17 protein-coding genes and 1 pseudogene are annotated in these 18,629 nt (G+C 61.8%); 10 read left to right on the plus strand and 8 right to left on the minus strand.

All coding sequences use genetic code 11. The features are described 5' to 3' along the window. Positions 1-43: 43 nt before the first annotated feature. From PQQ86_RS07425 to PQQ86_RS07445, 5 genes are all read right to left on the minus strand, one after another. Positions 44-886, minus strand: a complete 843-nt coding sequence (locus tag PQQ86_RS07425; protein ID WP_408265581.1) for an ABC transporter permease — start codon at positions 884-886, stop codon at positions 44-46. Further along, positions 883-1,716: an ABC transporter ATP-binding protein gene (locus PQQ86_RS07430; RefSeq protein WP_408265582.1), complete on the minus strand. Its 834-nt coding sequence runs from the start codon at positions 1,714-1,716 to the stop codon at positions 883-885. The genes PQQ86_RS07425 and PQQ86_RS07430 overlap by 4 nt, the downstream gene beginning before the upstream one ends. A 15-nt stretch (positions 1,717-1,731) precedes the next feature. Continuing rightward, positions 1,732-2,787, minus strand: coding sequence for an ABC transporter substrate-binding protein (locus PQQ86_RS07435; protein ID WP_408265583.1), 1,056 nt, complete (start codon positions 2,785-2,787; stop codon positions 1,732-1,734). An 11-nt stretch (positions 2,788-2,798) separates the two neighbouring features. After that, a complete protein-coding gene (locus PQQ86_RS07440) occupies positions 2,799-3,929 on the minus strand; it encodes a porin (protein ID WP_408265584.1) in 1,131 nt (376 codons plus the stop codon). A 352-nt stretch (positions 3,930-4,281) separates the two neighbouring features. Further along, on the minus strand, positions 4,282-4,404 hold the full coding sequence (locus PQQ86_RS07445; RefSeq protein ID WP_408265585.1) for a hypothetical protein: 123 nt from the start codon (positions 4,402-4,404) through the stop codon (positions 4,282-4,284). 146 nt (positions 4,405-4,550) lie between these two features. Here PQQ86_RS07445 and PQQ86_RS07450 point away from each other — a divergent pair, with 146 nt between their 5' ends. Beyond that, on the plus strand, positions 4,551-5,363 hold the full coding sequence (locus PQQ86_RS07450) for an IclR family transcriptional regulator (protein ID WP_408265586.1): 813 nt from the start codon (positions 4,551-4,553) through the stop codon (positions 5,361-5,363). A 24-nt stretch (positions 5,364-5,387) separates the two neighbouring features. Then, entirely contained in the window at positions 5,388-6,416 is a 1,029-nt protein-coding gene (locus tag PQQ86_RS07455; RefSeq protein ID WP_408265587.1) for a 2Fe-2S iron-sulfur cluster-binding protein, read from the plus strand. Positions 6,417-6,495: 79 nt separating this feature from the next. Here PQQ86_RS07455 and PQQ86_RS07460 read toward each other — a convergent pair whose 3' ends face one another. From PQQ86_RS07460 to PQQ86_RS07470, 3 genes are read right to left on the minus strand one after another with little or no spacing between them, the layout of a single operon-like run. Then, entirely contained in the window at positions 6,496-7,551 is a 1,056-nt protein-coding gene (locus tag PQQ86_RS07460) for a PDR/VanB family oxidoreductase (protein ID WP_408265588.1), read from the minus strand. 54 nt (positions 7,552-7,605) lie between these two features. After that, positions 7,606-8,814: a Gfo/Idh/MocA family oxidoreductase gene (locus PQQ86_RS07465; RefSeq protein WP_408265589.1), complete on the minus strand. Its 1,209-nt coding sequence runs from the start codon at positions 8,812-8,814 to the stop codon at positions 7,606-7,608. Beyond that, positions 8,811-9,386 (minus strand): MarR family winged helix-turn-helix transcriptional regulator, encoded by a 576-nt coding sequence (locus tag PQQ86_RS07470; RefSeq protein ID WP_408199206.1) that lies wholly within the window; start codon positions 9,384-9,386, stop codon positions 8,811-8,813. The genes PQQ86_RS07465 and PQQ86_RS07470 overlap by 4 nt, the downstream gene beginning before the upstream one ends. A 404-nt stretch (positions 9,387-9,790) precedes the next feature. Between PQQ86_RS07470 and PQQ86_RS07475 the strand changes: the two genes are divergently transcribed. From PQQ86_RS07475 to PQQ86_RS07510, 8 genes and pseudogenes are all read left to right on the plus strand, one after another. After that, positions 9,791-10,975: a Rieske 2Fe-2S domain-containing protein gene (locus PQQ86_RS07475; RefSeq protein ID WP_408265590.1), complete on the plus strand. Its 1,185-nt coding sequence runs from the start codon at positions 9,791-9,793 to the stop codon at positions 10,973-10,975. A gap of 192 nt (positions 10,976-11,167) precedes the next feature. Further along, positions 11,168-13,339 (plus strand): tripartite tricarboxylate transporter permease, encoded by a 2,172-nt coding sequence (locus PQQ86_RS07480; protein WP_408265591.1) that lies wholly within the window; start codon positions 11,168-11,170, stop codon positions 13,337-13,339. 88 nt (positions 13,340-13,427) lie between these two features. Further along, on the plus strand, positions 13,428-14,531 hold the full coding sequence (locus tag PQQ86_RS07485; protein WP_408265592.1) for a Bug family tripartite tricarboxylate transporter substrate binding protein: 1,104 nt from the start codon (positions 13,428-13,430) through the stop codon (positions 14,529-14,531). A 63-nt stretch (positions 14,532-14,594) separates the two neighbouring features. Beyond that, the gene (locus PQQ86_RS07490; RefSeq protein ID WP_408265593.1) at positions 14,595-15,299 is read left to right on the plus strand and encodes a class II aldolase/adducin family protein; all 705 of its coding nucleotides are present in this window, start codon (positions 14,595-14,597) and stop codon (positions 15,297-15,299) included. Positions 15,300-15,382: 83 nt separating this feature from the next. Further along, positions 15,383-16,372, plus strand: coding sequence for an ABC transporter substrate-binding protein (locus tag PQQ86_RS07495; protein ID WP_408265594.1), 990 nt, complete (start codon positions 15,383-15,385; stop codon positions 16,370-16,372). Positions 16,373-16,477: 105 nt separating this feature from the next. After that, on the plus strand, positions 16,478-17,107 hold the full coding sequence (locus tag PQQ86_RS07500) for a chromate transporter (RefSeq protein ID WP_408265595.1): 630 nt from the start codon (positions 16,478-16,480) through the stop codon (positions 17,105-17,107). Positions 17,108-17,112: 5 nt separating this feature from the next. Beyond that, positions 17,113-17,640: a chromate transporter gene (locus PQQ86_RS07505; protein ID WP_408265596.1), complete on the plus strand. Its 528-nt coding sequence runs from the start codon at positions 17,113-17,115 to the stop codon at positions 17,638-17,640. 361 nt (positions 17,641-18,001) lie between these two features. Beyond that, positions 18,002-18,476 (plus strand): annotated as a pseudogene (locus tag PQQ86_RS07510) (transposase); the annotation flags it as partial. Positions 18,477-18,629 lie beyond the last annotated feature (153 nt).

Raw genomic sequence — 18,629 nt, forward strand, 5'->3', positions numbered from 1 at the left:
TTTGAATGGATACGGTTAAACGTCGATTGAAAGAGGGCGAGGATCAGCGGCTTCCCTTCCAGGGAATCAGCTTGCGCTCGAGTTCGGTCAATAGCAGCGAAATGCCGTAACCGAGGAAGGCGATCACGAGCAGGCCGACGTACATCGACTCTACCGACAGCAGTTCCCACGCGTTCCAGATCATGTAGCCCAAACCGCTTTTCGAGCCGATCATCTCTGCAATCGCGATCAGCATCAGACCGAGGCCGAGCCCGAGCTTGATGCCGCTCATGATGTGCGGCACGGCGCCCGGCAGCGCGATCGTTCGGAATACCTGCCAGCGGCTCGCGCGGAAGTTGCGTCCCACGTCCAGATAGATCTTGTTGATTTCAAGCACGCCGGTCGCGGTATTGATCAGCACCGGATAAAAAACACCGATCGCGACCATGGCGATCTTCGACGCTTCGCCGAGCCCGCAAATCAACAGAAGCAACGGAAAAATGGCGCTTTTCGGCACCGGATAGGTCGCGGCGATCAAGGGGTCAAAAACTGCGCGCAAAGGACGCGACAATCCCGTCGCGACACCGAGCAGCAATGCCGGAATGCCGCCGATCAGACAGCCCCAGAAAAGCCGCTGCAAGGTCGCCCAGGTGTTGTCCCAGAGCGAGCCGTCGTTGACGAGTGCAATAAAGGTCGCGAAGATTTTCGTCGGCGCGGGGAAGAAGCGCTCGTCGATCAAGCCGGTTTGCGCTGCGATCTGCCACAGAAGCAGCAGCACGACTGGCGATGCGATGCTGATCAGGCGGTCACGGTGTCTGCCCGATACGAAGGAGAGGCGCTTGCCACAGTTTCCCGAACGGGTAGCCGTGGCCGGTAATTGCTGTGCTGTCTTCACGACCGTTTTCATGATTGTTTCCCGCCAAGATCGCGAGCTCGCGCGCGTTCGACTTCATCGCGCAACTGGCCCCAGATGGAATAAACGAATTCGCCGTATTCAGGTCTTGCACGCAACTCCAGCACCGAGCGAGGCCGCTCGAACGGCACGTCGACGATCTGCTTCGCACTGCCGGGCTGCGCGGTCATCACCATGATGCGATCGCCGAGCGTGACGGCTTCGTCGACGCTATGCGTGATGAACAGCACGGTCTTGCGCGTCTCTTCCCAGATGCGCAGCAGTTCTTCCTGCAGCAGCAGCTTGTTCTGTTCGTCGAGTGCGGAGAACGGTTCGTCCATCAGCAGGATGTCTGGATCGTTCGCGAACGCCCGCACGATCGAGACGCGCTGCCGCATGCCGCCCGACAGTTGGTGCGGATACGCTTTCGCAAAGCGTGTGAGGCCGGTACGGCTCAGATAGTGGCCGACGATGTCACGAATCTCGGCTTTGGGCACGCGCCGCAGGGCAAGGCCATAAGCGGCATTGTCATATACGGTCATCCACGGGAACAGCGAGTCGCCTTGAAACACCATCGAGTTGCCGGGCCGGAATTCCGCGGGCGCGGTGATTTCGACGCTGCCCGAAGTCGGCGTTTCGAGATTCGCGAGGATTCGCAGCAGCGTTGTCTTGCCGCAGCCGCTCGGGCCGACGATCATGAAGAAGCAGCCGGACGGAATGTCGAGCGATACGTTATCGAGCGCGGTGACGAGGCCGCTTTGCGTCTGGAACGACTTGGTCAGATGACGCAGGCGGATCTTGGCGGGCGCGTCCTCATGCGCTTGCAAGAGTAACGGTGTGGCCATAACGGGAATCCTCGGCTATTTGGTGCGTGGCTTATAGGGGCCGAGCGCGACATCGGCGGCATCGACGAACGAGGTGTCCACCACTTGCGCGACCGTCACGTTGCCCTTGACGACGCCCTCGCGCTTGAAGAACGCGAGGTCGTTTTCGAGGCTGGCGATGTTGAGCTTGCCGTCCGGGTTCGTGCCTTGCGGAACGATCGTTCGATAGACCGATGGATCCTTGATCGGCGTGTACTGCGTGAGTATCGCGACCACCTCGTCGGCATTCGGCCCGGCGATCTTGCCATTCGCGAGCGAGTCGTTGTAGTCGCGCACGGCGCGCAGATACGCGCGCATGAAGGCCTTGGCCGTGTCCGGATGATCGTGGATGAAGGTGCTCGAATAAAGCACGACGGCCAGTTGATGATTCGGATAGATCTGGTCGTCGCCCATCACGCGCACCGCGGCGCCGCTGCGGACGGCTTCGGTGGCGGACGGTTCGGTCGTCAGCGCGGCATCGACGGCCTTGTTCTCCAGCGCCATCACGTGTTGCGGAAAGCCCAGATAGATGCGCTCGACGTCGCTCGTCTTCAGACCGGCTTTTTTCAGCGCTTCATTCATGGTCGAGGTCGACGCGCTACCGGTCGCGCTGCCGGCCACCTTCATCCCCTTGAGGTCGGCCAGCGTCTTGTAGCGTCCGCTCGCGACCAGGTCCTTGCGCACCAGCAGCGGCTGATAGCCGTAGCCGGGAGGCGTCGAACCTTTGTCCGCGACGACCTTGATGCCGATGCCGCGCGCCACCGCGTTATACAGTCCGGCCGAGGGCGAGCCGCCGGCCACGTCGAGTTGACCGGCGCCGAGTGGCGCAACCATCCTCGCGCCGGAATCGAACGGTACGAAACGCGCGTCAATGCCTTCCTGGCGGAAATAGCCTTTCTTGTCGGCGATGAAGAACGCGACATCGCTACTCGCATTCGCTATGCCGACATGAACAACGATTGGCGCGGCCGCACGAGCGGCCGGCAAACCCAGCAGCGCGGCCGCGACGGCGCATGTGACCGCGGCAATGCGCAACAGACCTGAACTCTTCACTCGTGCTCTCCTTAGAAGCGGTGCCGCAACGAAAACTTCACGGCGATCTGCGTGGGTGTGGTGGATTGCCCGAGCGAGCCGATTGCGGCGACCGCGCGCTTGCCGGTCGAATCGATTCCCGACGCGTGCTGCCACACGCCGACGGCCAGGATGTCGGTGCTCTTCGAGAGGAAGTAGTCCGGGCCGAAGTCGACCTGCTCGTATTTCGCGGTTTCCGCCTGGGTGTAATCGAACGACGCGCCGAGGACAAATGCCGGCGTGAAGTAGTAGCGCGCGTTTGCTTCGTAGCTGTTGAACGTCGCGGAACCGGTATTCGGCGTCGACGCAGTATGCAGAATGTTGTGAAAGCGGGTATTCGTATAGACCAGTCCGATCCTCGCCTGCCCGATGGTATACGCGAGCCCGGCGCCGAAAATTTCCATCGTGTTGGCGGACAGATAGCCGCTAAATACCGGGCTCTTACCCGGCGACGTATAGCCGGTCGAGCCGGGTTCAATCGTTCCGTCGAACGCGGAAGTGGACGGATTGTTCAGATGGTCATAGGCCACGGCGACAGTGAACGGTCCATGCTGATAGTTGGCGCCGAGCGTATAAATCCGCTTGCTCGCGAAGTCGCCTGCCACGCCGCCCGGCGCGAAAATGCCGCTGAGCTGCAAGCCCGCCATGTCGGGTGAGGTGTATTTCACCGCGTTGTCGACGCGAAAGTTCGAATTCAGATTGTCGAAGTCGCCGGGGTGGGTCGCGACCCATGCCCACATCGAAGTCGCAGCAATTTCGCCCACGTAGGCGGTCATCGGATCGTACTGGCGCCCGAGTGTCAGCGCGCCGTATGGGCTTTGCAAGCCCACATAGGATTGCCGTCCGAACAGCCGGCCGCCTTGCAGCAATTTGCCGTTCGACGGATCGAAGCCGTTTTCGAGCACGAAGACGGCCTTCATCCCGCCGCCCAGGTCCTCCGCGCCGCGAAAGCCGAAACGGCTGCCGTTCGTCTGGCCGGTTACCGATTCGATGTTGGAATGGCCCGATTGATTGTTGATATAGACGAGGCCGGCATCAACCATGCCGTACAGGGTCACCGAACTTTGCGCGTGTGCGATTCCCGCCATCATGGGCAAGGCGAGTAGCGCGACTGTCTTTTTCATGTTGTCTCCATCCCAGCGATTGATTGGGGTCCCGGTCGTATGCCGGGTTGTGTTGATAGCCGATGAGAGCAGGCGTTGTCGAACGATCGTTCTGGATGCCTAAATTCACGGCCTCGACGGCCAGGCACTGGATCGCTTCGTATCCGCATTCGTCATACCGATCCACGAATACGCTGCAATTCCCGGCCCGTGATGCGATGAGACTGAAACAGATACGTGGGCTCAATTTCCGATATCGTTCTTTTATATGGAACGTTGGTCCACTAAGAATCGACGTAAGCAGTTTGACTTTGTTTAGGAACCTAAGTCAAGAAAAAGCCATTCAGGGTATCTACTCATGTTGTATGCGGTGTTACGCCAGACGGAACGATAGCGTCGCATATGGAACGCCAGCGCTGCTCATGGCAATAATTCGCGCTTGCAGCAGGGCTTCCGTCACGATTGCCGCTGCATCGTTAAACACCTTGTCGTACATCGGCTAGCGGTCCGGATATCATGTCGATAGTGCAACGCGGGAACGCGTGTTCACGGGTGGACGATCAAAGCTCTAACTCTTTATCGAGTTTTTATCGTTCTCCTATACGGAACATTGTTCCAATTTAAAAGACTGGGATATAGTCCATGACAAGTGTCGAAATGCAGGCAACACCGGAAGAGAAAGGTGATTCAGGAGACGGGCGGTTGTCGTCGGTGGCGGCGGCGATTCGCGTACTGAAGGTATTTTCCGAGCAGGAACCGGAGATCGGCATCAGCAATCTGGCGAAGCGTATGGGCCTTGCAAAGAGCACGGTTCATCGTCTTGCCACCACGCTGGTTTCCGAAGGCCTGCTGGAGCAGAACGAGGAGAACGGCCGTTACCGGCTCGGCATCCAGCTGTTCACGCTGGGTGCGCTGGTGCGCCGCCGGATCGACGTGTCGAAGCAGGCCGTGCCTTTCCTGCACGTGCTGCGCGAACACACGGGCGAAACGGTTCACCTCGCGGTACTCGACGACACCAGCATCGTTTATCTGTTCAACCTGGAAAGCGACCAGGCGATCCGTATGCGTTCGTACATCGGCGTGCGCAAGCCGGCGTTCTGTACCGCCGAAGGCCAGGTGCTGCTCGCGTTCCGCACGCCCGACGTGGTCGCGCGGGTGCTGAAGGCAGGTCTCGTCGCGCGCACGCCGAATACGAATACCGATACGCAAGCGTTCCTGAAAACGCTTGAAAAAGTGCGTCGCGAGAACTATTCGATCGACGACGAGGAATCGGAGCTGGGCATGCGCGGTATCGCGGCGCCGGTGCGCGATCTGACCGGCGCGGTGGTGGCGGCGGTGGGTGTCGGTGGCCCGTCGCAGCGGTTGACCAAGAAGGCGCTGCGCGCATGCGTACCGCACCTGTTGAATGCGGCTGAAGGTATCTCGTCGACGTTGGGGTACCGGCCGCCGATATGACGCTAATATGATGAAGGGAACAGTATGTCCGACGTTGCGCATCGCATCACTCTCGCGGGTTCCGATCTTTCGTTCGACTGCGACCAGCAGGACACGCTGTTGCGCTCCGCATTGCGGGCGGGCATCGCGTTTCCCTATGAATGCAACGTCGGTGCATGCGGCAACTGCAAGTTCGAACTGCTCGAAGGCGCAGTCGACGTTAAATGGCAGCAAGCGCCGGCATGGACCGATAAAGACCGCGCGCGCAACCGCTATCTCGGTTGCCAGTGCTCACCGCGCGGCGACTGCACAATCAAGCTGCGGCCGGCGGCGCATTACGCGCCGATTCACGCGCCGCGCCGCGTTACCGGCACGCTGACCGGGCGCCGTCCGATCACGCACGACATCGACGAGTTCTGCTTCGAACTGTCCGCCGACATGCAGTTCGAACCGGGCCAGTACGCGCTGCTCGAGCTACCGGGCGTCGCGGGCGTGCGCGCCTACTCGATGAGCAACATTGCCGACGAACCGCGCGTTCTGCATTTCCAGGTGCGCCGTGTGCCGAACGGGCGGGGCAGCGCTGTGCTGTTCGATACGCTCGAATCCGGCGCGCGGGTCGACATCGACGGACCGTACGGCATGGCTTATCTCAGGCGCGACGTGCCGCGCGATGTACTCTGCGTCGCAGGCGGCTCGGGCCTCGCGCCGATGATCTCGATTGCACGTGGCGTGGCCGCGGACTCTTCACTCGCGAATATCAAACTGCACTTCCTGTACGGCGGCAGAACGGCGCGCGATGTATGCGGCCGCGACATGCTCGCGCAACTGCCGGGCTTCGACGAGCGCCTGTACTTCGAGGCTGCGATCTCGGACGACACGCCGCAAGACGGCGGCGAGCCGTGGACCGGCCACGTGGGGTATGTCCACGACCTCGCCGACTCGCTGTTCGGCGACCGTCTGCGCGACATGGAAATCTATTTCGCCGGGCCACCCGCCATGGGCATGGCGATCCAGCGCACGCTGCTCGCTCGCAAAGTGCCGTTCGAACAGGTTCACTTCGACCAGTTCTATTGAGCGCTTCGCGGCCCAACCGATGGCAACCCGCTGTGACCGGGCGGGCGCGCTGCCACGTGGCGCGCGCCGTCATTCGACCTCAGATATCCAGCACGATCTCATCGGAGCGCGCTCGCGACACGCAGATCATGATCGCGCTGTCGTGCTCGTCTTCGTCGAGCACGAAGTCCCGGTGTTCAACCTCGCCGGCAATCAGTCGCGTGCGGCACGAACCACAGGTGCCCGCTTCACACGAACTCGGCGTATCGACGCCGTGTGCACGCAGTGCGTCGAGAATCGTTTGCCCCGGCTGCACGCTGACACACTCGCCGCTGCGGGCGAGCCGGACGGTGAACGCTTCTTCGCCGAGGGTTTCGCCGTGGGAGCCGGTGAATTCGCTGGTGCCGAAATCTTCAAAGTGGACGGCCGACGACGGCCAGTGCGAGGCGGCTTCGCGCACCGCCTGCATCAGCGGACGCGGTCCGCAGCAATAGAGATGCGTGTCGCCTTCGCGTGCTGCGAGGAACGGCGCCAGCGCAACGGAGCGCTCGCGCTTGCCGTAGTCGTGATGTACGGTCACGCGGGCGGCAAGTTCGGGCGTAGCCAGTTCATCGAGAAACGCAGTGGATTCCGGCGTGCGTGTGCAATACAACAGGCGGTAATCGGCGTTGCGCGCGTCGAGTTCGGCGATCATCGCGCGCAACGGTGTGATGCCGATGCCGCCCGCGATCAGTAGGTAACTGGATGCGCCGTCCGTCAACGGGAAGTAGTTTTCCGGCGGCGCCACCTCGAGCCGCGTGCCGACTTGCACGTCGCGCACCATGCTGGCAGAGCCGCCGCGGCCGCTTGCATCGAGCTTGACCGCGATCACATAGCGGTCGTGTTCAGCTGGCGCATTGCACAGCGAATAACGCCGCTCGCTGCCTGCGGGGGTGCGGACCAGCAGATGCGCGCCGGGTGTGAACGTGGGCAGCGCCGCGCGATCCGGCGCTCGCAACTCGAACAGAAAAATGTCTTCGGCGATCTCGGTTCTGGCCGTGACATCGAGCGACAGCCGGTTCGCCGGGTCGTGGCGAGCGGGTTGCTTCAAGGCTGCGTAAGCGTCGTTGGTCGCACGCTCATCGGCGAAGAGGGGTTGCATCAAGGTAGCGGTCATCTTCAATCGGGCAGTCGGTGCTGCCGCCTTTGGGAAAATCTGGCACGTTTGCAGTCACACGCTGACGCTTCTGTTCAACGGGACCTGGTGTTTGAGTTCGACATCGCGGCCGCTCGCCGATGACGCAATCGCCGCCTCGCAGACTTCGAGATTGGCGAGGCCCCATGCGCCGTCATGCAGCGCCGCGCGGCGTCCGCTGATCGCGTCGTGGAACTCGGCCATGACGCGCGAGCGGGGCGAGCCGCCGGTGGGCAGTTGCAGATCGGAGCGGCCGCTATCGGTGTAGACGATCAGCCCTTGCGGCGACTGGCGGATTTCGCCGCGCTCGCAACTGACGATCGTGAGACCGAAGAACGGCTGCCATGGCGCGTCGCCCGGAATCGCGTGTTTCGCGCGGGCCTGCTTCGCGAGCAGTTCTTCTTCGGGCGTGCCGACCTGTTTGCCTGCTGCGCTGGCGCTGCGATCGGCGGCGGGGCGTCCAGCGTTCATGAAGCCCCACTCGCCGACGCCTTCGCACAGTTCAGTGCTGGAGAAACGGCCGTAACCGTTGTAGATCGCGGTGGCCGCGGCGCCGTCTGCGAAATCGATGAACACCGTATGCGCACCGATTGCGCTGCGCTGCGGATCCCAGTCGAACGTTTTCGCGCGCACGCAGCGCGCGGCGCCGCCACACAGCAGCCGGATGATGTCGAACTGATGCGATCCCTGCCGCAGCGTGACGCCACCGCCCTGGCGTGTGTCAAGTTCATCGGCGCGCCGCGGCCGATACAGCCAGTCGGTGAAGCACCAGGTGTTGACCATCCGCACGCGACCGAGCTCGCCTGCGTCGATCAGCTCACGCATCGCGTGAATTGGCAGATCGTAGCTGTGCGAGTGGCCGACGAGCAGCACGACGCCAGCGGCCTTGGCGGTGGAGACCATCGCCTTGGCGTCGGCAAGATTGGCGGCCATCGGCTTTTCGACGAGCACGTGCTTGCGGGCGGCGCAGGCGAGCAGAACGTGCTCGCGATGCAGCGTGGTCGGCGACGCGACGTAGATCGCGTCGACCTCGGCATGCTCGAGCAGCGCTTCGAGCGTGTCATACGCGTCGAAGTGGAATTCATCGACGGCGGCACGCCGCACGGCATGCGCGGGATCCACGATTGCCGTGAGTTCGAAGCCGGGATGCGCGGCAATGGCGGGCACGAACGCACGGCCGGCAGTGCCGAAGCCCACGATCCCGATACGGATTGGCCGTTCGGCGTCAGTGTCCGTCATCTTCATGGTGCGTCACTTGTGGCGGCGTCGCCGTCGCCCAGACCGCTTTCGCCGTTCAGCGATTCGGCATTCGCGCGGCTCAGAAAGAAAGGGTCGCCCGCAAGGTTTTCCATCATTGCGAGCAAGGTGCGGCGCGTGGCGGCAATGTCATCAGCTGAGATGCCTGATAGCGCGATGCGATTCACCTCCACGGCGGCGGGGACCAGCAACGCGCGCAGACTCGTGCCTTTCGGCGTCAGAAAGATGCGCACCTGCTTGCGGTTGTCAGGCAGTTTCTGGCGCGTCACATATCCGAGTGCTTCCATGGTCTTTAGCGCGGAGAAAGTGGTGGGCTCGGCCACACCTGCCTGCTCGCTCAGCTGGCGCTGCGTGAGTCCGTCGGTTTGCCAGAGGATGCGCAGAAACGTCCAGTGACCGTATTGCACCGCGTGCTCGCGCAGCCGCGCCTGGAGCGAACGCGAGAATCCGCGCGTGGTGTCTTTGACGAGGTGCGCCATTCGTTCTTCGGGCAGCGCTTCACGCCAATGCTGGAGGGTGCCCGGCAGTGTATCGCGTGCGGACTTTTCACTCTTGCTCATGCATTCACCTATGTCGTGGCATGTGTGTACATGCATTTTTAAATTAGCTAACTAAGTTTGTGTTGTCAACAACGTCCCGATCTTTGAGCGGACGGCGGCCGTGAAACGACCCGGAAAACAAGCTCATTTTAAGCGGTAAAGCCTTTATTCAGTGGACTTTACGGTGAATCACCGGAGGCCATGCAGAGCAGCATCAGTGTTTTCCATTATTGAAGCTTAGATGCCTAAGTATAATATGAGTTGGAAAGCGGATGCGCCGACCGACGGGCTTCAGGACAGATCAGGGCCAGGCCAGCGCGCGCCGTCGAACCATCAACCGACGTCATTGAAAACCTGGGGACGCAAAAACCATGCTGACGGCTGAACAGAACGAAACCTTAACGCGAGTTGGACCGGGAACGCCAATGGGTAACCTGATGCGTCGCTACTGGCAGCCGATCGGCGCCGCGACCGAACTCGAGAATCGCTGGACCAAACGCGTGCGCCTGCTCGGCGAAGACCTGGTGCTCTTCAGGAACCGTCAGGGGCAACTCGGGCTGATCGCGGAGCAGTGCCCGCATCGGCGCGCGTCGTTCGCACACGGCATTCCAACCGAAGAGGGGATTCGCTGCCCATATCACGGCTGGGAGTTCAGCGTGGAGGGCAAGTGCCTGAGCCAGCCGAACGAGCCGGACAACTGCGCGTTCCGCGACAAGGTCGCCACCGATGCGTATCCAGTCGAAGAACTGGGCGGCCTGCTGTTCGCGTACATGGGCCCGGAACCGCGCCCATTGTTGCCGCGTTTCGACGGCTTCATCGCACCGGGCGCGATCCGGATGATGGGCCGCGCGCTGTTGCCAATCAACTGGCTGCAGATCATGGAGAACTCGCTCGATCCGATTCACACCGAGTGGTTGCATGGTCATCACTATGAATTCCAGAAGGAGCAGGAAGGCATCAAGGTGGCGATCAGCGCGAAGCACGAAAAGATCGCGTTCAATGAGTTCGAGTTTGGCATCACCAAGCATCGGCTGCTTGCCGGGCATTCGGAGGATTCCGACGACTGGCGCATTGGCCACCCGATCGTGTTTCCGAACATGCTGGCAGTCGGCAATGGCGATGAGGCGTCGCGCTACTACTCGTTCCAGATCCGCGTTCCGGTCGACGACGAGCAGACGCTGCACCTTTGGTACAACGCGTATATCCCACCGAACGACGCCGAGGTGCCGAAGCATCTCCAGGAGCGTGTTCACGTGTACGACGTGCCGTTCAGGGACGAGCACGGCGAATTTATCGTCGATAACGTCGATGGTCAGGACATGATGGCGTGGATCACGCAAGGCAAGGTGGCCGATCGCACGCGTGAGAATCTTGGCGCGACCGATCAGGGCGTCGCGCTCTACCGGCGCGTGCTGCGCCGGGAAATGAAAAAGGTCGAGCAGGGCGAGGACCCAATGGGGATAGTGCGTGATGCGTCGCGTAACGAACGCATTGATCTGCCGAACGAACGCAAGAAACATCACAACAGCGACGGCTTCGCGAGTTTCATGCTGCGCACGCACGCGAAGTACTCGCCGATCGCACAGGATCTCGTGGCGATTTACGAGTAGCTGCGCGTACCGAATGCCCACCGCGCTGTGAACCGTCTGCTTTTGCCTGCCTGCGTGCAGGCAGGCGGCGCGCGCGGACGCAGTACCCCAGAATACAGTCCGATGACTCAAACGGACGCGAACCGGAGACAACCCCATGGATACGAAACGTGGCTTGGTGGCGCGAGATCTGACTGACAGAAGGGTGTGCTGATGGGTGCGGCCGCGTTTCATGCGTTGACGATGATCCTCGATCCGTTGCGCCTCGCGATCATGCTGGGCGGTGTGGTACTCGGGCTCGCACTGGGCGTCGTGCCGGGTCTTGGCGGGATCGTCGGACTTGCACTGCTGATTCCGTTTACCTATCACCTCGACGGTTATACCGCGTTCGCGCTGCTGCTTGGCATGGCCGCGGTGACGACGGTCTCCGACTTCATCCCCGCCGTGCTGTTCGGCGTGCCGGGCACGGTCGGGGCGGCCGCGACCGTGCTCGATGGACATCCGCTTGCGAGACGCGGGGAAGCGCGGCGCGCGTTCGGCGCGGGCTATGCGTCGTCGCTCGCGGGCGGCATCTTCGGCGCGCTGCTGCTGGCGGTGACGATTCCTGTCTTGCGCATTGTCGTGCTGTATATCGGCTCGGCCGAACTGCTCGCCTTATGCATTTTTGGTCTGTCAATGGTCGCGGTGCTGAGCGGCAAGGCGCCGATCAAGGGGTTGGCGGTGGCGTCGTTCGGATTGATGCTGTCGCTGATCGGCTCGGACCCGCAGACCGGTACGTTGCGCTGGACGTTTGGATCGCTCTATCTGTGGGATCACTTGCCCCTCGTGCCTGTCACGCTCGGCATTTTCGCGTTGCCCGAGCTAGCCGAGATGGCGATCGAGCGCACTGGCATCTCGCGCGCCGACGGCGCGGTGCACGGCAAGCCGAGCAGTCAGTGGGACGGGGTTCGTGATGCGGGGCGCAACTGGTGGCTGGTTTTACGCTGCAGCGGCCTTGGCGCACTGTTGGGCGCGGTGCCGGGGCTCGGCTCGGCGGTGATCGACTGGATGGCGTACGGCCATGCGATTCGCACCGAGAAGAACACCGAGAACTTCGGTAAGGGCGACATCCGTGGCGTCATTGCGTCGGAGAGTTCAAACAACGCGAAAGAAGGCGGCCATCTGATTCCGACGATCGCGTTCGGCATGCCGGCGGGCGCGTCGATGGCACTGCTGCTGAGCGCCTTCATCATGCACGGCTTCACGCCGGGTCCGGAGATGCTGACCAGGCATCTGGATGTGACCTACGCAATCATCTGGACGCTGACGATCTCGCACATCATGGGCGCGGTGATCTGCCTCTTCGGCAGCGGCCTGTTTTCGAAGCTCGCGACGGTGCGCGTCGGCGTACTGATTCCACTCGTGCTCGGCATCATCTTTCTCGGTGCATTCAACGCCAGCCAGAGCTGGGGCGATCTGTGCTCGATGGTGCTGTTCGGTTTTGTCGGCTGGGTGATGAAGCGGTTGAACTGGCCTCGGCCGCCGCTGATCCTCGGGCTCGTGCTTGGCAGCATCTTCGAGCGCTATTACTTCATTTCGAGCGAGATCTACGGCGTCAAACTATTCACGCGGCCGATCGTGATCGGCGTGCTGCTCGCGGCGCTCTGGGTCGTGCTCGGTCCGACGCTCAAGGGACTACGGCGCGCGGCAAAGCAGGGCCGGCTCGCATCGGGTCTGCATTTCCGGATCAAGCGGCTCGACCATCATTCGCTCTTCACGATTGCGCTGATCGTTGCGGTGGTCGCGGCAATCTGGACGGCGTCCGACTGGGCCTTCGGCGCGAAGCTGATGCCGATGACCGCAGCGTGTGCCGCGCTGTTCTTCTCCTGTCTCGTGCTGGTCGGTCAGGTCGGTGCGCGTGACGTGCCGACGCGCGAGTTCGTGCCGACGGCGGTGCCCGCGACGGCCTCCGCCATGCAAGCGCATGCCCAGCCGTTGCCGCTGCAGTCGGCTGCCGAGCCGAGCCGGGATCTCGCATTGAACCGCACGGTTGCGGCAACGTCCGCCGCGGCGCGCGGCCCTTTAGCGGCGCTCGACGACGATCCCTTCGGCGGCCCTGTCCTGCCGATGTCGACGGTTCGCGCGCGAGGCTTCCGCTTCTTCCTGGTGATTGGCGGCGCGTTGGGCCTCGCGTATCTGATCGGCCTGTTGCCCGCGCTGTTTCTGATGATGTTGCTGCTCGCGCGCTTCGAGTTTGGCGAGCGCTGGCGCAATGCGCTGCTGTTGTCGATCGCGATGACAGTCGCGTTATGGCTCGTGTTCGATCTGATCTTTGCGACGCCCTGGCCGCCATCGTTGCTGGGCGATTTCGTGCCGGCGCTGCGAAGCCTCGGAGGTCTGATATGAGCAGACTGGCCATTCAAACGAACATCACACAACCATACCGGCGCTGCGAATTCGCAGCGAAATCGGCCGATATCGACGGAGACAAACCATGAGGATCTTTCTGCCACAGTCTTTTCGATCGCCACTGCAGTGCGGCTCAGGGTCACGTTGGCCGCGCTCCCTATTGCGCGTCGCGGGCGCAGCCGCCTTTGCGCTGTTATCGGCGGCATGTTACTTACCTGCAAGCGGCTATGCGGCGGAAGCCGCGCAGAGCTTCTATAGCGGCCGCACCGTCAATCTGACGATCGGCTATTCGGTCGGCGGCGGCTACGACATGTACGCGCGACTGCTGGCCAAATACATCGGCAATTATCTGCCGGGAAAACCGACGATCACGCCGCAGAGCATGCCCGGCGCCGGCAGTCTGAAAGCGGTCAACTATCTGTATAGCGTTGCGCCGAAAGATGGATCCACGTTCGGCACGTTCGGCCGCACGATGCCGGAGGAGCCGCTGCTCGGCGAAGCGAATTTCGACGCGCGCAAGCTGACATGGCTTGGCAGTATCAATAGCGACGTGAGCCTGTGCCTCACGTGGAAGACCTCGAAGATCAAGACGTTTCAGGACCTCGTCACGAAGGATTCAAGGATGGGCGGGCAGGGCGCCGGCTCCGATCCCGACGTGGTGGCCTCGACGATCAAGACGCTGTTCAACGCGAAAATCCAGCTGGTCACGGGCTATCCCGGCAGCAACGAAACCGCGCTTGCCATGGAGCGCGGTGAAATCGACGGCGAATGCGGAACCTCGTGGAGCACAATTCTGGTTCGCCATCCGGACTGGATCAAGGACAAGAAGATCAACATCCTTGTGCAGGTGGCGCTCGAAAAACATCCTGATCTGCCGAACGTGCCGCTGCTGATCGACCTCGCGCCGAACGACGAAACGCGTCAGGTGCTGAAAGTGATCGTGGCGAGCCAGGCATTTGCACGCCCGTTTGCGGCGCCGCCGGGCCTGCCGCCTGAACGTGCCGCCGCGTTGCGCACCGCGTTCGCGCAGACCATGAAAGACCCGGCGTTCCTCGCCGAAGCGAAGAGTCTTGGTCTCGAAGTGCGGCCCGTGCCGCCCGAGCGTATCGACCAGTTGCTGGACGAACTGTACAAAACCCCGCCGCCGCTGCTGTCGAAAGCCAAGGCCGCTGTGGGCGGGCGGTTCTGACCTCCCGGCGGCGCTCGGCAATCGGCGAGGTCGCCACCTTCCTTGAAAAGGCGCAAGCACACCATGAACGCAGACGAAGCCAAACAGAAACTGATCGACGCTGGCCGCATTCTCGAAGCCGAAGGCCAGGGCGACCTGACACGCGGCCACGTGTCGATCCGCGTACCGGGCGACCCCACTCACTTCTTCATGAAACCGCATAGCTACGGTTTCGACGAGATCACGCCGGAAAACATCGTCGTGTGCAATCTCGACGGTGAGAAGGTGGGTGGCGCGGGGCGGCGTCATAGCGAGGTGTTCATTCATTCGGAGATTCTCAGGGCGCGCCCCGACGTGATGAGCGTGATCCACTCGCATCCGACGCATGCGGTCGCGCTGTCCGCGACCGGGCAGCCGCTCAGGATGATCAGTCAGCCGAGCTGCCATTTCGCCGACGGCGTGCCTTACTACACCGACACAATGAATCTGATCCGCACCCAGGATATGGGCTCCGGTGTCGCGCGTGCGCTCGGCCAATGCAAGGCGGTGCTGATGCGCAATCACGGTGTCGCCGTAACCGGGCGTTCGATCGAGGAGTCTGTCGTGCTCGCGTTGCTGCTCGAAAACGCCTGCCAGATCCAGTTGCTGACGCAAGCGGCGGGTGGCGTGGGCGAAGGCTTTTCGGACGAAGACGTCAAGCGGCTGCACGAGACCGTGACGCGCCCTGAGCAGTTCGCCGTCAACTTCGAATTCCTGCGGCGCAAGGTTCATCGCAATCTCGTGCATTGAACTGAGCGGCGCTTTTACCTTCCGGCGCAGCGGGCAATCCGTGCTGCGCCGAACCGCGTTTTTTACTCGTTAGCCAATCCATCATGAACGGAAAACTCAATCTCTCCATCGCCACCGGCGACTATGATCGCACCCGACCGCTCATCTCCGGTCAGGTCCAGATAGACGGCGTCGATCCTGTCTTCATGACGCTGTCGCCCGAAGAAATGTTCTTTCGTGCGTTCCGTAACGAAGAGTTCGACATCAGCGAACTGTCGTTCTCCAGCTATACCGTGAAGTTTTCGGAAGGCACCTGCCCGTATATCGCGGTACCGGTGTTCCTGTCGCGCGCGTTCCGTCATACGTCGATCTATGTGCGCACCGATCGCATCAAACGTCCGGAGGACCTGAAGGGCAAACGTATCGGCCTGCCCGAATACCAGTTGACCGCGAACGTGTGGGCGCGCGCGATCCTCGAAGACGATTTCGGTGTGAAGCCGGAAGACGTCACGTGGGTACGCGGCGGCATCGACGAACCGGGCCGGCCGGAGAAGATCAAGCTGCAGTTGCCGCCCGACGTCCGTCTCGAGGCAGCGCCCGAGGACGACACGATTTCGGCGATGCTCGATCGAGGCGACATCGACGCGTTCATGGCGCCGCGCCCGCCGTCGTGCGCCGGGAAGAACCCGAACGTCGGCTGGCTATTCCCCGATCCGACCGAGGCCGCGAAGGACTACTATCGCCGCACGCAGGTGTTCCCGATCATGCACGTGGTCGGCATTCGCAAGACGCTTGCTGAGGCGCATCCGTGGCTGCCGGCCGCTGTGCTGAAAGCGTTCGAACAGTCCAAACAGATTGCGCTCGACAAGCTGGCCGATACGTCGGCCACGAAAGTGACACTGCCGTTCGTCGAAGAGCAGTTGAAGGCCGCACGAGAACTGCTCGGCAACGACCACTGGCCGTACGGTGTACCTGCCAACCGCAACACGCTCGAGACGTTCCTGCGTCATCACCATTCGCAGGGCCTGTCGAAGCGCCTGTTGTCCATTGAAGAAATCTTCCATCCGGCGACCTACGAAACAGCGAAGATCTGAGGATGTGGCGACGCGGACCGGGACACGCGAGAGGCTGCGTTCCCGGTTTGCGCTGTAGCTATCCTTCGGCGCACAGCCAACGAACTGCCCCGAGCGGACTCGCTGATGACAGTACCGATTCTTGACCCTGTCGGCAACCCGCTTGCCGGGCCGCACGACAACCCGGCGCTCACGCGGCCGCGGCCGACGCTCAGCCGTCTGTTTGGTGCTTTTTTCATGATTGGCTTGACCGGTTTTGGCGGTGTGCTACCGTGGACAAGGCGCATGCTAGTCGACCGGCGCCGCTGGCTGACTGATCGCGAGTTCGCCGAGATGCTGCCGCTTGCGCAACTGCTGCCGGGACCGAACGTGTCGAATATCGCAACGATACTCGGCCGTCAGTATCGCGGCGCGCCCGGCGCGGTCGTGGCGGTCGGCGGGTTGTATCTTGCGCCGACCATTTTCACGATCGGCCTCGGCTACGCTTACGCACGGTGGGGCCAAGCGCCGGTAACCGCGCATCTGCTTGCAGGCTTGATGCCGGTTGCGACGGGTCTCGTGATCGCGACTGTCGCCAAGCTGATCGCGAGCTTGTCACGCGATTTGCGCAATGCGGCGCTGGTGCTGGCGACCTTCGTCGCGATCGGCATCCTGAAGCTGCCGTTGCTGCTCGTGCTCGCCGTTCTCGGTCCGTTCGGCACGTGGCTGATGTGGCGCGCGATTCGGGCTGGCGTTGCGACACGCCGCGAGGAATGAGCACGATGTGGACAACGCTCGGCGATCTCATCCTTCATAGTGCACTGTGGTCGCTGCTCGCGGTTGGCGGGATGAATGCGACGCTTGCGGATATTCAGCGTTATGCAGTGGATACGCGGCACTGGGTGACCGATCAGCAGTTCGTCACGTTCTTTTCGATCACCCAGGCGGCTCCGGGGCCGAACGGCATGGCCGTGGCGTTGATCGGATTTCAGGCGGCGGGCCTGGCCGGTGCGCTGGTCACGACGTTCGCCAAAATCATTCCTTCGGCGCTCGTCGCTTATTTTGTCAGCGACTGGGTCGAGCGGCGCAACCGTTCGCCGCTTATCACGGCGATCCGGCGGGGTCTCGCGCCTGTGACGGTCGGCCTGCTTGCTTGCGCCGCGTATGTATTCGCCCAGGAAATCGACGTGAATGTCGGACGGATCGTCCTGACAATCGTGACGGCAGTAGTGGCATATCGGACCCGCTTCAATCCGATATGGCTCGTTGCCGCGGGCGCCGGACTGGGGTTGGGGCAATTTGTTCATTGATGCGGGTTCCGCGCTGAACTGCCCGTCGCCCAAGGACTGGCCTTCACGGTTGACGCCGTGCCCATAAACGGACCGGGATGTGCCCTGAACTTCTAGCCTTATTTGAACGCCATGCTGGATCGGAGACTGGTCTCACTGCGATCATCGAACCAGACGAAACGGAGCCCCTTAACCAGGTGGTGGACATCGTGCCCATAAAGCCTGTGAAGTAGTGCGGGGCTGATGAGTCGCCGGCGAACGGACCCATGCCGCCGCGAAAGCGGACAGCAGGAAACGCGTTCTGAGCGACTCTAACGGGTTGAGCCTGTGAAAACGCCACGATCGCCTAAACTGGATTAACTCATTCAGCTTGGATGACCGGATGAAGCGATTCATAGAAAGTGAAAATCGCAAGCAGATGACGCTGCTTCCAGAGTGCCTCGATGACTTCGTCGCCGAGGACAATCCGGTCAGGATTATCGAGGCGTTTGTGGCTCACCGGCCGTTTGGCACGGGACTTCAGGACCGTAGCTGACTTCCGCCGTGACAACGGTACCGGCATCCGCAACGTATGTCGCCGCTTCGTCGTCTTATGCCGTGAGCTGAAGCTGTTCTCGCAAGCGCTCGTTGCCATCGACGGTAGCAAGTTCAAGGCAGTCAACACTCGCGATCGAAACTTCACAGAAGGTAAGGTCGATAAGCGCCAGAAGCAGATCGAGGAGAGCATCCAGCGGTATCTGAACGCGCTGGAGACTGCCGATCGTACGCAACCCGCTGAGCTGGAAGCAAAGACGACCCGATTGCAGGACAAGATCACGCGCTTACGCGAACAGATGCGAAACCTGGATCAGATCAAGGAGTGCGCGGGTGCCGGGATCGCGATAATGCCGCCGAAACCCACGACGTCAAGCGCGAAATGCCATGGTCGATTTGATAGGGCTCACTTCATCTACATTGCGCTGAATGCCTCAATCGGTTCGTCGCAACCGCCGTCCTTCCTACGGGAAAAC

The sequence above is a fragment of the Paraburkholderia sediminicola genome, assembly GCF_046026675.1.
Classification (GTDB): domain Bacteria; phylum Pseudomonadota; class Gammaproteobacteria; order Burkholderiales; family Burkholderiaceae; genus Paraburkholderia; species Paraburkholderia sediminicola_F.

What these genes read in the sequence shown, in the direction of transcription:
- PQQ86_RS07425 (WP_408265581.1), bottom strand. Translation starts at nt 886, where the DNA reads ATGAAAACGGTCGTGAAGACAGCACAGCAATTACCGGCCACGGCTACC.
- PQQ86_RS07430 (WP_408265582.1), bottom strand. Translation starts at nt 1,716, where the DNA reads ATGGCCACACCGTTACTCTTGCAAGCGCATGAGGACGCGCCCGCCAAG.
- PQQ86_RS07440 (WP_408265584.1), bottom strand. Translation starts at nt 3,929, where the DNA reads ATGAAAAAGACAGTCGCGCTACTCGCCTTGCCCATGATGGCGGGAATC.
- PQQ86_RS07445 (WP_408265585.1), bottom strand. Translation starts at nt 4,404, where the DNA reads ATGTACGACAAGGTGTTTAACGATGCAGCGGCAATCGTGACGGAAGCC.
- PQQ86_RS07450 (WP_408265586.1), top strand. Translation starts at nt 4,551, where the DNA reads ATGACAAGTGTCGAAATGCAGGCAACACCGGAAGAGAAAGGTGATTCA.
- PQQ86_RS07455 (WP_408265587.1), top strand. Translation starts at nt 5,388, where the DNA reads ATGTCCGACGTTGCGCATCGCATCACTCTCGCGGGTTCCGATCTTTCG.
- PQQ86_RS07460 (WP_408265588.1), bottom strand. Translation starts at nt 7,551, where the DNA reads ATGACCGCTACCTTGATGCAACCCCTCTTCGCCGATGAGCGTGCGACC.
- PQQ86_RS07465 (WP_408265589.1), bottom strand. Translation starts at nt 8,814, where the DNA reads ATGAAGATGACGGACACTGACGCCGAACGGCCAATCCGTATCGGGATC.
- PQQ86_RS07470 (WP_408199206.1), bottom strand. Translation starts at nt 9,386, where the DNA reads ATGAGCAAGAGTGAAAAGTCCGCACGCGATACACTGCCGGGCACCCTC.
- PQQ86_RS07475 (WP_408265590.1), top strand. Translation starts at nt 9,791, where the DNA reads ATGGGTAACCTGATGCGTCGCTACTGGCAGCCGATCGGCGCCGCGACC.
- PQQ86_RS07480 (WP_408265591.1), top strand. Translation starts at nt 11,168, where the DNA reads ATGGGTGCGGCCGCGTTTCATGCGTTGACGATGATCCTCGATCCGTTG.
- PQQ86_RS07485 (WP_408265592.1), top strand. Translation starts at nt 13,428, where the DNA reads ATGAGGATCTTTCTGCCACAGTCTTTTCGATCGCCACTGCAGTGCGGC.
- PQQ86_RS07490 (WP_408265593.1), top strand. Translation starts at nt 14,595, where the DNA reads ATGAACGCAGACGAAGCCAAACAGAAACTGATCGACGCTGGCCGCATT.
- PQQ86_RS07495 (WP_408265594.1), top strand. Translation starts at nt 15,383, where the DNA reads ATGAACGGAAAACTCAATCTCTCCATCGCCACCGGCGACTATGATCGC.
- PQQ86_RS07500 (WP_408265595.1), top strand. Translation starts at nt 16,478, where the DNA reads ATGACAGTACCGATTCTTGACCCTGTCGGCAACCCGCTTGCCGGGCCG.
- PQQ86_RS07505 (WP_408265596.1), top strand. Translation starts at nt 17,113, where the DNA reads ATGTGGACAACGCTCGGCGATCTCATCCTTCATAGTGCACTGTGGTCG.